This is a genomic window from Citricoccus zhacaiensis, assembly GCF_014645315.1.
Taxonomy (GTDB): Bacteria; Actinomycetota; Actinomycetes; order Actinomycetales; family Micrococcaceae; genus Citricoccus; species Citricoccus zhacaiensis.
In genome coordinates this window covers 137,473-151,826 of the sequence record NZ_BMLQ01000007.1, presented here as the reverse complement: position 1 = coordinate 151,826, position 14,354 = coordinate 137,473, and the positions used below count along the sequence as shown (strand labels likewise).

Here is a 14,354-nt window from a genome sequence, read left to right as displayed (position 1 = left end):
GTGACCACTCTGACGAGTCCTACACGCCGCCGACGGCACGGCGCAAGAGTTCTTCTCACCCCGCGATACCAGCCGAGGAGACCGTGACCGTCAGAGCCAGGGGGCGCGGACCCGGCCCTCGCGCCGGAGGTCCGCCACCGTGGCCGCACCCATGAGCATCATCGCCACCCGGGTCTCCTCGGCGAGCAGCTCGATGGCCCGTTCCACGCCCTGCCGCCCGCCGGCCATGAGACCGTACAGATAGGCCCGGCCGATGAGGGTGAAGTCCGCCCCCAGCGCCAGCGCCGCCACGATGTCCGATCCGGTGAGGATGCCGGAGTCCAGGATGATCTCCACGTCCGGGCCGGCCTCGGCGCGCACTTCGGCCAGGGCCTTGAGGGACACGGGAGCCCGGTCCAGCTGACGACCGCCGTGGTTGGAGACCACGAGCCCATCGGCTCCGGCATCCAGCGAGCGCCGGGTGTCCTCGGCGGTCAGCACGCCCTTGACGAACAGCCGGCCGGGCCACACGCTGCGGATCCACTCCAGGTCCCGGATGGACAGCGTGGGGTCGAACATGCTGCTGATGATGGACTGCAGGTCCTGTGCCGAGGTGCTGAGCGAGGCGAAGGTCAGCGGGTCGGTGGTCAGGAAGTTGAACCACCACTCGGGCCGGTGGCTGGCATCCAGCACGGTCTTGAGGCCGAGCCGTGGCGGGATGGTCATGCCGTTGCGCACGTCCCGCAGGCGGTTCCCCGCCACCGGGGTGTCCACCGTCACCATCAGCGTGCCGAAGCCGGCCGCCGCAGCGCGTTCGATCAGGTCCAGCGAACGCTGGCGGTCCTTCCAGAGGTACAGCTGGAACCACCGGGTGCCCGGGGACCCATGCCGCTCCATCGCGACGGCGTCGCTCACCTCGGCGACCTGCTCCAGTGAACGGGTGCCCATGGTGGAGAGGGTGAAGGGGATCCCCGCGGCAGCCGCGGCGGCCGCTCCCCCGTCCTCGCCCTCAGCGTGCATGAACCGGGTGAAGCCCGTCGGAGCGATGCCGAAAGGCAGCGCCGAGGTGCCTCCGGCGATCGGCGTACTCAGGTCCGCCGCGGCGGTGCCGTGCAGGATCCGTGGCAGCATCTCCGTGGAGGCGAAGGCCTCCCGCGTGCGCCGGGCCGTCAGCTCCTGGCCGGCAGCGCCGTCCACATAGTCGAAGGCGGGGCGCGGGGTCCGCCGCTGCGCGAGGGTCCGCAGATCGTCGATGTCCGCGGCGCGGGCCAGACGAGCGGCCCGCCGGTCCAGGCCGGGGCGGCCGAACTGCATCAAGGGGCGCAACTCGGAGATCCGGGGGAACTGCCTTTTCATCGGGTCCTTCCGTTCAGGCCGGCCGCTCAGGCCGGGTAGAGGGGATTGTGGCCGGCATCCACTCGTTCGGACTCGCGCACCGGGCCCGGCGCGGTCCCCGCTCCGAACGGCGAGCCGCCGAGCTCCTCGCGTCCGTGCTCGGTGAGCCAGCCGCTCAGGTCCGGGCCCTGCGGTACGATCCCGGTCGGGTTGATGTCCCGGTGCACCTCGTAGTAGTGGCTCTTGATCTGCGTGAAGTCGATCGTGTCCCCGAAGCCGGGCGTCTGGAACAGGTCCCGGGCATATCCCCACAGCGCGGGCATCTCGTCCAGCTTGTTGCGGTTGCACTTGAAGTGACCGTGGTAGACGGGGTCGAAGCGGGCGAGCGTGGTGAAGAGCCGCACGTCGGCCTCGGTGATGGTGTCCCCCATGAGGTACCGGCGGCCGGTCAGGCGCTCCTCAAGCCAGTCCATAGCGGTCCAGAGACGGTCATAGGCGGAGTCGTAGGCCTCCTGGGAGCCGGCGAAGCCGCAGCGGTACACGCCGTTGTTGACCTCGGTGAAGATGCGGGTGACGACTTCCCGCATCTCCGGCAGCTTCTCCTTCGGAAGCAGGTCCGGTGCGCCCTCACGGTGGTACTTCTTCCACTGGGTGGAGAAGTCCAGGGTCATCTGCGGGTAGTCGTTGGTCACCACGGCGCCGGTGGGGATGTCCACGATCGCTGGGACGGTGATGCCCCGCGGGTAGCCGGGGAAGCGCTGGAAGTAGTTCTCCTGGAGGCGCTCGGTGCCCAGGACAGGGTCCTTGCCGCCCGGATCCAGGTCGAAGGTCCAGGATCGCTCGTCATGGGTGGGGCCCGGGGTGCCGAGAGAGAGGACGTCCTCCAGCCCCAGGAGCCGGCGCACGATGATGGTGCGATTGGCCCAGGGGCAGGCCCGGGCGGCCACCAGGCGGTAGCGGCCGGGTTCCACCGGCCAGGCCTCAGCCCCTTCGGTCAGTCCACCCCGCGCCCGGCCGATCTTGTCCCCGGCGACCCGCGGCGCAGCCAGCGCGGCAGCCGGGTCAGCGACGATCCGGTCCTGGATGTAATTGGTGTCCCGGGTGAATTCCTGCCCGGCCATCACGTAACTGCCCTGTCGGTTCTCGTTCTGGTCCATACACTGAGCCTATGGCCTCCACCGCACCCGCCCCAGAGCCACAGCCGGAACAGCCGCCGGTCCATTCGACCTCACCGCAGGCGGACTCGCACCTGACCACATCCGTGCTGGCGGACAATCCCTCGGGCATGACGCTGGAGGGCACCAACACCTATCTGATCGGAGACCCTGAGGCCGAGACCGTGGTCGTGGTGGACCCGGGTCCGGTGGAGGGTGCCGAGCAGCATCTCGAAGCCGTACTCGAGGCGGCCGGGGGCCGCCGGATCGAGTTGATCCTCGTGACCCATCACCATGGAGACCACACCGGCGCCGTGGACCTCTTCGCCGCGCGGACCGGGGCCCCGGTCCGCGGCGGCTCCCCCGACTGGTCACGCGGCGGGGCGCCCCTGGTGCCCGGCGAGCGGATCCCTGCGGCCGGCGTCGTGATCACCGCCTGGCACACGCCCGGCCACACCTCGGATTCCTTCTCCTTCGCCCTGCCCGACGACGGCGCGGCCGGCTCGGTGCTGACCGGGGACACGGTGCTGGGCCGGGGGACGACGGTGATCGACCATCCGGACGGCACGCTCGCGGACTACCTCCGTTCGCTGGAGACCCTGATCGCCCTCGGAGACGCCACGGTGCTGCCGGCCCACGGTCCCGTCCTGCCGTCCATGGCGCAGGTCGGGACGGCCTACCGCAGCCACCGCCAGCAGCGCCTGGACCAGGCCCGCCAGGCGCTGGCGGCTCTGGAGGAGGGACAGCGGAACGCTGCCTCGATCGACGAGCTCGCCCGGCTGCTCTCCCACACCGTGTACCCGGACATCGACGAACGGGTGCGACCCGCCGCCGTCAAGTCCCTGTCCGCCCAATTGGCCTACCTTGAGAATGAGGTCTGACGAGGGTTGACGTCGGCCAACGCGGAGAGTGTCCAGACTGTGATCTCCCGCGCCGCTGATCTGCCGCTCCTCCGGCACCGCGCCCGAATATCATGGGATGCGGAGGGTCCACCTCCACCACCCCCACCTCCCGAGTACTTCTCGGAAGTCGGACGGCAGTCATGAAACTAGGCGGACCACGTGGCAGAACAACTCGATGAACGCGCACTCCAGCAGGACGAGCTCGTCCCGGCCGGCACCTCGCCCCGGGGCACCGGCCAGACGATCCTGATCACCGGCGCCACCGCCGGGCTGGGGGCGGAGTTCGCCCGGCAGCTCGCCGGGCAGGGGCACCACCTCGTGATCACCTCCCGCAACCCGCATCAACTGGTCGCCAAGGCCCAAGGTCTCGAGGCCCAGTACGGCATCAGCGTGGAGACCCTCACCACGGACCTGGCCACCACCGAAGGCGTCGAAGTGGTGGCCGCACGGTTGCGCCAGCGTGAGCAGCCCATCACCATGCTCGTGAACAATGCCGGTTCCGGCCTGGCCACGGAGTTCCACGCGAGTGAGGCGGAGGACGAACTGGCGATGCTCAAGCTGCTCGTCGAGGCGCCGATGCTGCTCTCCCACGCCGCCATCCAGGCCTTCCTGGCCCGCGGCGGCGGCCGGATCATCAACGTGTCCTCCGTGGCCGGCTTCATCCCCGAGGGCAGCTATGGCGCCGCGAAGGCCTGGTCCATCAGTTTCAGCCGATGGGCCAACACCCGGTACAAGCCTGACGGCGTCACCATCACGGCGCTGTGCCCTGGCCCGGTGCGGACCGAGTTCCACACGCGGGCCGGCATCGACACCTCCAAGAAGCCCAAGTGGGCGTGGATGGATGCCGAGGACGTGGTCCGCGAGGGCCTGACCGCTGCCGCCGAGGGCCGGAGCGTGTGCATCCCCTCCCGCCGGTATCGTTCCCTCATGACGGCCGCCCGCTTCAGCCCGGATGCCGTGGTGGAGCGGTTCAGCCGGATCGAACCCAAGGCCAGATAGCCCCTGACGAGAGGAGGACCGACCATGACCATTCTCGTCGGTTACACGGCCAGCAAGGAATCCAAGGCTGCGCTCCAGGAGGCCATCCGCATCGCCCGGTTGACCCATGAGGACCTGCTCGTGGTCAACGCGGGGCCTGGCGGAGAGCACAAGCACGACTCCATGGTCACGGAGGACCAGCAGCTGGAATTACAGACTCTCCTGGACTCCACCGGCCTGTCTGCCGAGTTCCGCCAGTACGCCCGTGGCCGCTCGACGGTGGACGAGCTCAAGGACGTGGCGGATGAGGTTCAGCCCTCCGTGGTGGTGATCGGCCTCAAGCGCCGTGGCACCTTCGGCCGCTTCGTCATGGGCTCCGTCTCGGACGGGCTGCTCAAGGAGCTCGACCAGCCGGTGCTCTGCGTCAAGGAGAATCCCGCCAAGCCCTCCGGCGTGGTCCGCAACGCGCCGCCCGAGGACATCGCCGCCGCCCCTGAGCCGCGGGCCCTCGAGGAGGCCACGGACATCACCGAGGCCCCTGATGGCCCCGACCCCGCCAGGACGGACACCGGCCCGCGCCGATAGCCCACCCGACACCCGACCGGCAAGGGTCAGCCGATCCGGGTGTCCAGGTCAGCGATCGCCATGGTCAATCCCCTTGGCGTGGTCCCGGCCGGGACGCCGCTGCGGCTGCCCGTCCACGTCGCTGTCCGTTTCGGCACCGTCGCCGGCTTCCTCGGCCTCCGCGACCTTCTCTTTGCGTTCGGCGAAGGCCGCCTCGCCCGGGCCGGCGAACTCGCGGTTGCGTTCCACCGCGGTGATGGAGCCGGTGAACACCGTGGAGTCGTCGCTGGACCGGGTCAGGGGCGTGGAGCCGGTGACGGCTGCGGTGACCCCGGTGGACGGCTGCTGACCCGTGACGGGGTCGACCTGCGGCAGGGGGCTGGTGGGTGTCCGCGGCTGGCTGCCGGACGCACCACCGGACGCACCAGCGGACGCGCCGCCGTCGTGCTCCTGTCCCGCCGGCGCACCCGTGCCGACCTGGCCCGTGCCGGGCTCGCCTGCGCTGGGGTTGCCTGCCGCGGCCTCGGCGCCGACGGGCGCGAGGCTGGGCGCCTGCACGGGCGTCTCGGCGAAGCGCTGCGCGTAGATCGCCTCGGGATGCTCGCTGCGCAGGAAGTTGACGAGGTCCTCCCGCACGAGGCAGCGCAGGTCCCACAGGTCGCCGGCGTTGCGGGCGGAGACCGCCACCCAGAGCTTCACGGTGCCGCCCAGCGCCTCACTCACCTGGATGGTGCTGTCCTTGCCGTCCCAGAGCTCGGTGGACTCCAGCAGCGCCTTGAGGCGTTCTCGGGTGGCGTCCACCGGAACCCGCCAGTCCACGTCGATCTCCACGGTCCCGGACAGCGCGGACCCGGTGCGCGTCCAGTTCTCGAACGGGGTGGTGGTGAAGTGGCTGGAGGGGTAGATCACGCGGCGCCCGTCCCAGATCTTGACCACCACGTAGGAGAGGGTGATGTCCTCGATGGTGCCGTAGACCCCGTCCGCGGTGACCACGTCTCCCACGCGGATCGCGTCGGTGAATGCCAGCTGGATGCCGGCGAACACGTTGGTCAGGGTGGACTGCACCGCGAGGCCGGCCACCACGGAGATCACGCCGGCCGAGGCCAGCAGCCCCGCGCCGACGGCACGAACCTGCGGGATGGTCAGCAGGACGATGGACACGGCGATCACGATGACGGCGGCCTGGATCACGCGCCGCAGCAGCACGGTCTGGGTGCGGATCTTGCGGTCCCGGCGGTCGTCCACCCCTTCCGAGGCGTACTTGCCGAGCAGCCGCTCCTCGACGATCCGCACCACGCGCAGCGCGAGCCAGGCGAGGGAGGCGATGATGCCGGCCATCAGCAGGAAATTCACGCCGTTGAACCAGGCATAGGTGGAGGCGGTCAACCCGAGGGCGATCCGCACCGCCAGCAGCACGGCGGCCGCGGCCACCGGGACCCGGCACCGGGCGACCTGGCTGCGCAGCTGTGGCTTGCGGCGCAGCACGGCGCTGACCAGCAGCCAGGCGACCACCAGCACGGCCAGCGCGAATGCCACGGAGATCGCCACCGTGGAGAGCATCCCCCAGAACGGTCCGAGCGAGTCGACGGCGCCTTCGGCCCCCTCGCGGACGCTGTCCTGCATGTTCTCCGGGGATCCGCTGGGCTCGGCCGTCGACTCGGAGTTCAGCCCCGCCCCGGACGCGAGGACGGTGGCGGGCGAAGCGGTGAACAGGTCGGTGAAGAAGGACAAACTCGGCATGGCCCCAGTCTGTCATCTGGTTCTCAGTCGTTCCTGAACGGGGGGAGAATGGACGCTGGACCACCGGAACCAGCCGATCCCTCGGAATCACAGGAGCCCTCCCATGCTTGCCACCACGGACCTGCGCGGCCGCACCTACGATCCCGCCACGGTGCTCCCCCGCGCCGAGACCGACGTGGCCGCCGCCGTGCCGAAGGTGTTGCCGATCCTGGACCGGGTGCGTACCGAGGGGGCCCGGGCCGTGCTGGATCTCGGCGAGCAGTTCGACGGGATCCGGCCGCCGTCGTTGGCCGTGCCGGCCGAGAGGCTCGCCGAGGCGCTCGAGTCCCTGGACCCGGAGGTCCGCGCCGCCCTCGAGGAGTCCATCGACCGCGCCCGCAAGGTGCACGCCGCCCAGGTCCCCGCGGGGTCCGAGGTGGAGCTCGGGGAGGGGGCTGTGGTCGAGAACCGCTGGGTCCCGGTGAACCGCGTGGGTCTCTACGTTCCGGGCGGCCGTGCCGTCTACCCCTCCTCCGTGGTGATGAACGTGGTCCCGGCCCAGGCCGCCGGGGTCGCCTCGCTCGCGGTCGCCTCTCCGCCACAGAAGGACTTCGGCGGTCTGCCGCACCCTGTCATCCTCGCGGCCTGCGCCCTGCTCGGCGTGGACGAGGTCTACGCCGCGGGCGGCGCCCAGGCGGTGGCCATGTTCGCCTACGGAGTGGCGGACGACGACGGCACCCGCCTGTGTGCCCCCGTGGACATGGTCACGGGGCCGGGCAACATCTTCGTGGCCGCCGCCAAGCGCGCCCTCCTCGGCACCATCGGCATCGATGCGGAGGCCGGGCCGACCGAGATCGCCGTACTGGCAGACGGCACCGCCGATGCCCGGTGGGTCGCCGCCGACCTCATCAGCCAGGCCGAGCACGATCCCATGGCCGGCTCGGTGCTCATCACCACCTCGCCCGAGCTGGCCCGGGACGTGGCGGCCGAGATCGAGAGCCAGGTGCCGGGAAGTCTCCACGAGGAGCAGATCCGCCAGGCCCTGGGCGGCCCGCAGTCCGGGATCCTGCTCGTGAGGACCCTGGACGAGGCGCTGGCCGTGGCGGACGCCTACGCCGCCGAGCACCTCGAGGTCCACACCGTGAACCCCCTGCAGACGGCCCGCCGGGTGACCAATGCCGGGGCCGTGTTCGTGGGCCCGCACTCGCCCGTGCCGCTGGGCGACTACTCCTCCGGCTCCAACCACGTGCTGCCCACCGGCGGCTCCGCCCGCTACTCCTCCGGGCTGAACACGGTGAGCTTCCTGCGCCTGCAGCAGCTCATCCGCTACACGGAGACGGGGCTGAAGGAGCTGGACACCAAGATCTCCTCCCTGTCCGCGGCGGAGGGACTGCCGGCCCACGGTGAGGCCGTCTCCCTGCGCTTCCGCTGACCTGCGGCCCCGCCAGCTGCCATGCCTGGACGTCCCGAGGAGCGGTGGGGCGGTGGTCACGCGGGTTCATAGTCCGGGAAACCCTTTGACCGATCCGGACGTCCGTCGTTAGTCTGGACACAGAATCACGAGTTCCCGCTGTTACAGCCCTGGCTTGCGGGACGGCAACCCTCTTCACGCAGTAGTGGGGTGCTCCAGGTGAGGATTCGGCCTACCGGATGCCCCGGCAGGCAAGTACCGCGTTTCTGCTGGTGCCGATCGGGACGTTCCCGTGGCGTACCGCCGTGCAGATGCGCCTTCGGACGGAGGACCCACCATGACCGCCCTGGCTACCCACGACCAGCAGACCGCCGACCTCGGCACTCACCTCGATCGAGACCTGTCCACACAGACCCTTCGCTCGGCCTTCTCCCACTTCCCCTCCGGCGTGGCCGCGCTCGCCGGAGTCGCCAACGGTGCGAAGGAGGGCCTCGTGGCCTCCTCCTTCACCGTCGGTGTCTCCCTGGAGCCGGCGCTGGTCTCCTTCGCCGTGCAGAACACCTCCCGCACCTGGCCCCAGTTGAAGCAGGCCGAGCGGATCGGGATCTCCATCCTCGGCGAGCACCACACCGACGTCTGCCGCCAGTTGGCCTCCAAGGAGGGAGACCGCTTCGCCGGCCTGGACATCCGCTCCACGGACCAGGGCGCGATCTTCCTGGACGGCGCCGCCCTGTGGCTGGACACCACCGTCTACTCCGAGCTGCCGGCCGGTGACCACACCATGGTCCTGCTCGAGGTGCACGGCGTGCACGACCACTCCGCAGAACACGAGCCAATCGTGTTCCACCGCTCGGCCTTCCGCAATCTGCGCACCGCCGAGGGCAACCAGTAAGCTCACGTCCTTCCTCACCGCGTTCCTCGGGGCCGGTGTCCGGTCCGGAGGTAGGATTTCCGGCATGCCTTCCGCCACCCCCTCCGCGCGGCGTCCACGTCCGGGCGCGGGCGTGAGCACGACGCCGGCCGGCTCGGTCCGTTTGGATGCCTGGCTCTGGGGCGTGCGCATGTACAAGACCAGGTCGGCGGCCACCACGGCGTGCCGGGCCGGTCACGTCCGCCTGAACGGGCAGCCGGCCAAGGCCGCCCAGCCGGTCAAGCCGGGTGACACCATCCGGTTGCGCCTCCCGGGCCGCGAGCGGATCCTCGAGGTCACCGGTCTGGTGGCCAAACGGGTCGGCGCCCCCGAGGCGGTCCGGCACTACCTCGATCACTCCCCCGAACCCGTGCCCCGCGAACTGCTGGCCGTGCCCCGCCGAGACCGGGGCGCCGGCCGGCCCACCAAGCGAGACCGGCGCCAGCTGGACCGGCTCCGCGGCCGTACCGACCCAGAGCCAGACCTCGACCGCGGCCTCGATCCCGAGTGAGCTCCCGGACCGACGACGGCCTCAGATGAACACCGGGAAAAGAATGCCCACAGTGGAAATTGAGGGCTTCTGTTCCGCGGTTTCTCCCGTATTATGTGTCACAGAAGTAGTAGTAGCAGTAAGTCCGTCACCACTGCGGACCGGTTGGCCCTCGGGCCGCTCGGGGCGTTGTAGGAAGCGGTTTCGCACATGCCGCTTCGCCCCCGTTGGAAGACCGACGGGTTTACAACCTCAGGAAAGGGCCCATCATGGCTACAGGTACCGTCAAGTGGTTCAACGCAGAGAAGGGCTACGGCTTCATCTCCCCGGACGATCAGTCCGCTGACATCTTCGTTCACTTCTCCGCCATCGAGGGCAATGGCTTCCGCGAACTGCAGGAAGACCAGAAGGTCGAGTTCGAGTCCCAGCAGGGCCCCAAGGGCATGCAGGCTGCTGCAGTCCGCCCGCTCTGACCGAGTTCGCCTGAACCCTTCAGGCTCCAGAACGGCCACCATCCCCGCGGGGACGGTGGCCGTTTCGCTGTGACCAACGCGCCATGTCAGCGCACCACTGAAACAGAATCCGGTCTAGGGTACAACCATGAAATTTCGTTACCTGGGCCACAGCGGGCTCAAGATCTCAGAGATCATCTACGGCAACTGGCTCACCCACGGCTCCCAGGTCGAGAACGAGACGGCCCATGCGTGCGTGAAGGAGGCCCTGGCACAGGGCATCACCAGTTTCGATACGGCGGACGCCTACGCGAACACCAAGGCGGAGAGCGTCCTGGGTGAGGCCCTGAAGAACGAACGCCGGGAGTCGCTCGAGGTGTTCACCAAGGTCTACTGGCCCACCGGCCCCAAGGGCCACAATGACACGGGCCTCTCCCGCAAGCACATCATGGAGTCCATCAACGGATCCCTGCAGCGCCTGGAGATGGATTACGTGGACCTCTACCAGGCCCACCGCTTCGACGTGGAGACGCCGCTGGAGGAGACCATGCAGGCATTCGCGGACATCGTCCGAGCCGGCAAGGCCCTCTACATCGGCGTCTCCGAATGGCCGGCGGACAAGATCCGCGAGGCCCACGCCATGGCCGCCCAGCTCGGGTTCCAGCTCATCTCCAGCCAGCCCCAGTACTCTATGCTGTGGCGCGTCATCGAGGGCGAGGTCGTCCCCGCCTGTGAGGACCTCGGCCTGTCCCAGATCGTCTGGTCTCCCATGGCCGGTGGCATCCTCACCGGCAAGTACCTGCCCGGCCAGCAGGCCCCGGAGGGATCCCGCGGTGCGGATGAGAAGGGCGGAGCGCGTTCGATGGCCAGCAAGATGACGGACGAGGTCCTCACCGCCGTCCAGAAGCTGCGCCCCATCGCGGACGGGCTCGGCGCCACCATGGGTCAGCTCGCCATTGCCTGGGTCCTGTCCAACCCCAATGTTGCCGGCGCGCTGGTCGGAGCCTCCCGCCCGGAGCAGATTGCCGAGAACGTCAAGGCACTGGACCTCACCTTGGACGAGGCGACGCTCGGTGCCATCGACGCGGCCATCGGCCATGTCGTCACGGATGATCCCTCACTCGTATCCGTCCCGGAGGGCCGCGTCGCCTGACCCCTCCGTGACCCTCGTCACTCCTCGCCCTGTGACGCTTCCGTGATGTGGACAACCGGATATATCACGGTATGATCACAGTTAGCCGGTGTTGCCCGTTCTGCTCAACGGGGCGGGCAACACGGGGTCAAGTGCCAACCGACGGGGGCGGAGCATGACCACCAGGGCAGGGTGCACTGCTGACCACTCCTCCATGAGTCGAGCCTTCCCGCTCCTCGGACGCTCCGTGGCCACCATCGCCGGCACCCTCGTGGTGCTGGCCGGGCTGGTCGGAACGGCTCAGGCCACCCCGATGCCGTCGCCCAGCGACTCACTGGGCCCCACGCAGTCCGCGGCCCCAGCGCCCACACCACCCTCGTCCTCGCCTTCACCCCCCTCGGGCGCCAATCAGCCTCCGCAGATCGACTGCCCCGGTCTCATGACCCAAGCCGGAGACACCGAGTCCGTGCGCATCCCAGCCCTCGATCCGGACGGGGACACCATCACCTTGAGTGCGGGGACGTCCTGGCTCGGCGGCGAGGCCACCGTGGAAGGACACGTGGTGACGTACACGGCACCCACCGACGTCCACGGCACCGACGGCCTCATCGTCACCGCGGATGATGGACGCGGCGGCACGTCCAACTGCGAGATCTCCATCCTGGTGCAGGCAGGACCGAGCCACACACCGACTCCCACCCCGACGCCAACCCCCAGTACTACTCCGACTCCCACTCCGACGAGCCCGAGCCCCACGCCGGCACCCACGAGTTCCACCCCGGAACCGGGCCCCGAGCCGACCAGCGGGTCGGGCACGCCGACCCAGGCTCCGACGTCGGGCCCTACAGCCGGACCGACCCGGAATCCGGCTACCCCCAGCGGTTCGAGCCCGACCACCGGTGCTGCCACCGGGACCCCCAGCAACGGAGGTGGCGGCAACGGCAGCCCGAGCGGCTCAGCTCCCGGAGATGCGGGTGACAACGGCTCGAGTGGCGGCGGCTCGGGCGGCCAGACGCCGGACGGCCCCGGATCTCCCTCCGCACCAGCGGCCGAGATGCCGAGCGCACAGAAGCTCAGCAACATCATCAGGGACACCGCCATCGCCTGCCCGGTTCGGGCCGTGGCGGATGCCGAGAAACTCATCGCGGGCATCTCCGCCGGCATGACGTCGCGTCCCGGCGGCGGGAACTTCCCCAGTGGGGACGGCACCGGCAATGTTGCTGACGGCGCTGAGGGTGCCAGCCGTGCGGCCACAGACGGCCCTGGCAGCACGGAGCCTGTGGCCGCCGCCGAGCGGACCACTCACACCGGGTCCACCCTGTGGCTGTTCGCGGGGGTGGGCTTCATGATGATCGCCCTCATCGCCCTGGCCCTGGCGGCCCTGCCGCGCGGCGAGCGTCGGCACTAGACTGACCGGACGATGCGGCCGTTCGGACGGATTGTCCGCCGAAGGGCCGCCCGAGATTCAGGAGGTTCGAGTTGGCCCGCTACGAAGACGATCTGGAACAGCAATTCATCGAAGAGCCCGAGAACGACCTGGAGCAGCCGGCTGACGGCCGCGATGGGACCACGGATCACGGTTCCTCCGATGACCCCGATTCACTGGATGCGATCGACCCGTTGCGCCGGGACACCTTCCTGCTGGACGGGGACGAGGACTACAACGGCGTCCCGGACTACCAGGAGGGCAGCTCGGATGATTCTGGCGGCGCTGCCGAGCCGGACGAGGACTCCGAGTGGGCCGGCCGGGACGACGAGGAAGACGAGGAAGGCTCAGGCGTCCCCGCCTAGAATCGGTCAGCCTCTGCTCGCGTTCAGTTCCTGCTAACGCTTCCGGCCGGAGACCAGTCGCTCCGTGCCGGAAGCGGCCAGGATCAGGCAGGCGCACCAGATGCCACCGGCAGGCCCGAGGGGTGCGGCCGCCAGGCCGGCCACCACCGGCATCGCCACCTGCCCCACCCGGTTGCCGACCAGCCGGAACGCCAGAGCGGGCCCACGCCAGGTCGGGGGCACCGCCTGGGTCACCAAGGACATGGTCAGCGGCTGCCCGATGCCGAGGGCGAAGCCGCCTACGGCCATGAGCACCACCGCCAGCCAGATGGCGTGCCACCCTTCCAGGGCCGGCGGCACGAATCCCAGGGCCACAGCGGACGCCAGCAGGGACACGAGCACGAGGTGGTGCCGCTCCCACCGGCCGGACATCCAGGGCAACACGATCCGGGACAGGAACGAGGCTCCCCCGCGGACGGCCAGCAGGATGCCTACCCAGAACGGTGAGACGCCGGCCGATTCACCGACCAGTGGCATGAATGCCGTGAGGATGTCCAGCATCGCCAGCAGGGCCAGGGACGCCATCATGTGCGAGGGGATCCCGGGGACCCGCCAGATGGCCAGCATCGTGGGCTTTCCCGGTGCTGCCGTGCCCTCGTCACGCGCCCCCACGGAAGCCTCGGTGTCCGACGCCGACCCTGCCGGCCCGCTGTTCTCGTCCCCCAGGCCATGGGTCCGGTCCCCCGGCTCCTCCGTGGGCTCCGCGGGCAGGCGTCGGGAGCGGCGGCCGCCGTCAGCCCGCATGAGGTACATCACCGGCACGGCGAGCAGGGAGCAGGCCGCACCGAGCCATAGTGCACCATCAATGCGGCCGGCGAACTCCGTGCTGTGCGTGGCCTCGCTGAGCGTGGCGTTGCCGAGGATCAGCCCGGAGACCAGCGGTCCGGACATCTGTCCCACGGAGAAGGCGGCGGTGAACCACCCGAACGCCGCGTCCATGTTCTCCGGGGCGGAACGCCGGCCGATCACGGTCTGGCCCGCAATGGTGAACAGCAGATGGCCCATGCCGAGCACAGCCGAGGACACCATCAGCACGGCGACGTTGGAACCGAAGGCCAGGCCGACACCGCCCAGTCCCAGCACCAGCGCCCCCAGGGCGATCATGCCGCGCAGCGTGGGCAGCCGGCTGCTGAGCCGTCCCAGGGACATCGCGAACACCAACGGGAGGATGGCATACGCAGCGGTGGCCAGGCCGACCGTCGCTTCCCCGGCACCCAAGGCCAACAGCTTGTAGCTCGTGACGGGCCGCAACAGGTTCAGGGCGGTCTGCGTGAGGACTGCTGCGGCGATCATGACCCAGAGCCAGGTCAGGTTTCCGCGGTTTGCCATGATCTCCAGAGTAGTCCTCGCACACCCCTGCCTCCGTCCCGCGCCCCTCCGCTACCCGTCTCCCCGCCCTTCCCTCGGCCGCCGACGGGGGCCGGAGGGCTAGAATCGCCACGGCCCTGCCGTTGCCGGGACCTTCGCCCCGTCCTCTCCGCAGCCCAGAAAGCCGGTC

At 69.7% G+C, this 14,354-nt stretch carries 14 protein-coding genes and 1 riboswitch; of the genes, 10 read left to right on the top strand and 4 right to left on the bottom strand.

Going from position 1 to position 14,354, the window contains the following annotated elements:
• Nucleotides 1-90: 90 nt before the first annotated feature.
• Together IEX49_RS12550 and IEX49_RS12545 are read right to left on the bottom strand one after the other, a co-directional pair.
• Entirely contained in the window at nucleotides 91-1,335 is a 1,245-nt protein-coding gene (locus IEX49_RS12550; RefSeq protein ID WP_188806501.1) for an alpha-hydroxy acid oxidase, read from the bottom strand.
• 26 nt (nucleotides 1,336-1,361) lie between these two features.
• Nucleotides 1,362-2,471: a glutathione S-transferase family protein gene (locus IEX49_RS12545; protein ID WP_188806500.1), complete on the bottom strand. Its 1,110-nt coding sequence runs from the start codon at nucleotides 2,469-2,471 to the stop codon at nucleotides 1,362-1,364.
• An 11-nt stretch (nucleotides 2,472-2,482) separates the two neighbouring features.
• Between IEX49_RS12545 and IEX49_RS12540 the strand changes: the two genes are divergently transcribed.
• The 3 genes from IEX49_RS12540 (at nucleotide 2,483) to IEX49_RS12530 (ending at nucleotide 4,933) form a co-directional block, all read left to right on the top strand.
• The gene (locus tag IEX49_RS12540; RefSeq protein WP_188806499.1) at nucleotides 2,483-3,349 is read left to right on the top strand and encodes an MBL fold metallo-hydrolase; all 867 of its coding nucleotides are present in this window, start codon (nucleotides 2,483-2,485) and stop codon (nucleotides 3,347-3,349) included.
• A gap of 180 nt (nucleotides 3,350-3,529) precedes the next feature.
• Complete coding sequence (locus IEX49_RS12535) at nucleotides 3,530-4,369, top strand: SDR family NAD(P)-dependent oxidoreductase (protein ID WP_188806498.1); 840 nt, start codon at nucleotides 3,530-3,532, stop codon at nucleotides 4,367-4,369.
• A 24-nt stretch (nucleotides 4,370-4,393) separates the two neighbouring features.
• Nucleotides 4,394-4,933, top strand: coding sequence for a universal stress protein (locus tag IEX49_RS12530; RefSeq protein WP_188806497.1), 540 nt, complete (start codon nucleotides 4,394-4,396; stop codon nucleotides 4,931-4,933).
• Between the two features lie 48 nt (nucleotides 4,934-4,981).
• On the opposite strand, the gene IEX49_RS12525 is transcribed toward IEX49_RS12530, so the two are convergent.
• Nucleotides 4,982-6,652, bottom strand: coding sequence for a mechanosensitive ion channel family protein (locus tag IEX49_RS12525; RefSeq protein WP_188806496.1), 1,671 nt, complete (start codon nucleotides 6,650-6,652; stop codon nucleotides 4,982-4,984).
• A gap of 103 nt (nucleotides 6,653-6,755) precedes the next feature.
• Here IEX49_RS12525 and hisD point away from each other — a divergent pair, with 103 nt between their 5' ends.
• The 7 genes from hisD (at nucleotide 6,756) to IEX49_RS12490 (ending at nucleotide 12,817) form a co-directional block, all read left to right on the top strand.
• Nucleotides 6,756-8,063: a histidinol dehydrogenase gene (hisD, locus tag IEX49_RS12520; RefSeq protein ID WP_188806495.1), complete on the top strand. Its 1,308-nt coding sequence runs from the start codon at nucleotides 6,756-6,758 to the stop codon at nucleotides 8,061-8,063.
• 123 nt (nucleotides 8,064-8,186) lie between these two features.
• Nucleotides 8,187-8,306: riboswitch (SAM riboswitch) on the top strand.
• Nucleotides 8,307-8,379: 73 nt separating this feature from the next.
• Complete coding sequence (locus tag IEX49_RS12515; protein ID WP_188806494.1) at nucleotides 8,380-8,934, top strand: flavin reductase family protein; 555 nt, start codon at nucleotides 8,380-8,382, stop codon at nucleotides 8,932-8,934.
• A gap of 64 nt (nucleotides 8,935-8,998) precedes the next feature.
• Complete coding sequence (locus tag IEX49_RS12510; protein WP_268237719.1) at nucleotides 8,999-9,463, top strand: RNA-binding S4 domain-containing protein; 465 nt, start codon at nucleotides 8,999-9,001, stop codon at nucleotides 9,461-9,463.
• 248 nt (nucleotides 9,464-9,711) lie between these two features.
• Nucleotides 9,712-9,915: a cold-shock protein gene (locus IEX49_RS12505; RefSeq protein WP_115932123.1), complete on the top strand. Its 204-nt coding sequence runs from the start codon at nucleotides 9,712-9,714 to the stop codon at nucleotides 9,913-9,915.
• A 127-nt stretch (nucleotides 9,916-10,042) separates the two neighbouring features.
• Nucleotides 10,043-11,047, top strand: a complete 1,005-nt coding sequence (locus IEX49_RS12500; protein ID WP_188806493.1) for an aldo/keto reductase family protein — start codon at nucleotides 10,043-10,045, stop codon at nucleotides 11,045-11,047.
• A gap of 193 nt (nucleotides 11,048-11,240) precedes the next feature.
• Nucleotides 11,241-12,434, top strand: coding sequence for an Ig-like domain-containing protein (locus IEX49_RS12495; RefSeq protein WP_188806492.1), 1,194 nt, complete (start codon nucleotides 11,241-11,243; stop codon nucleotides 12,432-12,434).
• A gap of 71 nt (nucleotides 12,435-12,505) precedes the next feature.
• Nucleotides 12,506-12,817: a hypothetical protein gene (locus IEX49_RS12490; protein WP_188806491.1), complete on the top strand. Its 312-nt coding sequence runs from the start codon at nucleotides 12,506-12,508 to the stop codon at nucleotides 12,815-12,817.
• Nucleotides 12,818-12,850: 33 nt separating this feature from the next.
• Here the strand turns inward: IEX49_RS12490 and IEX49_RS12485 are convergent, their stop codons facing one another.
• Entirely contained in the window at nucleotides 12,851-14,185 is a 1,335-nt protein-coding gene (locus IEX49_RS12485; protein ID WP_188806490.1) for an MFS transporter, read from the bottom strand.
• Between the last annotated feature and the right edge of the window lie 169 nt (nucleotides 14,186-14,354).

Bases quoted from the DNA above. Each gene is read 5' to 3' on its own strand.
- IEX49_RS12510 (WP_268237719.1), top strand. From the start codon at position 8,999: ATGCCTTCCGCCACCCCCTCCGCGCGGCGTCCACGTCCGGGCGCGGGC.
- IEX49_RS12485 (WP_188806490.1), bottom strand. From the start codon at position 14,185: ATGGCAAACCGCGGAAACCTGACCTGGCTCTGGGTCATGATCGCCGCA.
- IEX49_RS12500 (WP_188806493.1), top strand. From the start codon at position 10,043: ATGAAATTTCGTTACCTGGGCCACAGCGGGCTCAAGATCTCAGAGATC.
- IEX49_RS12505 (WP_115932123.1), top strand. From the start codon at position 9,712: ATGGCTACAGGTACCGTCAAGTGGTTCAACGCAGAGAAGGGCTACGGC.
- IEX49_RS12525 (WP_188806496.1), bottom strand. From the start codon at position 6,652: ATGCCGAGTTTGTCCTTCTTCACCGACCTGTTCACCGCTTCGCCCGCC.
- IEX49_RS12515 (WP_188806494.1), top strand. From the start codon at position 8,380: ATGACCGCCCTGGCTACCCACGACCAGCAGACCGCCGACCTCGGCACT.
- IEX49_RS12550 (WP_188806501.1), bottom strand. From the start codon at position 1,335: ATGAAAAGGCAGTTCCCCCGGATCTCCGAGTTGCGCCCCTTGATGCAG.
- IEX49_RS12530 (WP_188806497.1), top strand. From the start codon at position 4,394: ATGACCATTCTCGTCGGTTACACGGCCAGCAAGGAATCCAAGGCTGCG.
- hisD (WP_188806495.1), top strand. From the start codon at position 6,756: ATGCTTGCCACCACGGACCTGCGCGGCCGCACCTACGATCCCGCCACG.
- IEX49_RS12495 (WP_188806492.1), top strand. From the start codon at position 11,241: ATGAGTCGAGCCTTCCCGCTCCTCGGACGCTCCGTGGCCACCATCGCC.
- IEX49_RS12545 (WP_188806500.1), bottom strand. From the start codon at position 2,471: ATGGACCAGAACGAGAACCGACAGGGCAGTTACGTGATGGCCGGGCAG.
- IEX49_RS12540 (WP_188806499.1), top strand. From the start codon at position 2,483: ATGGCCTCCACCGCACCCGCCCCAGAGCCACAGCCGGAACAGCCGCCG.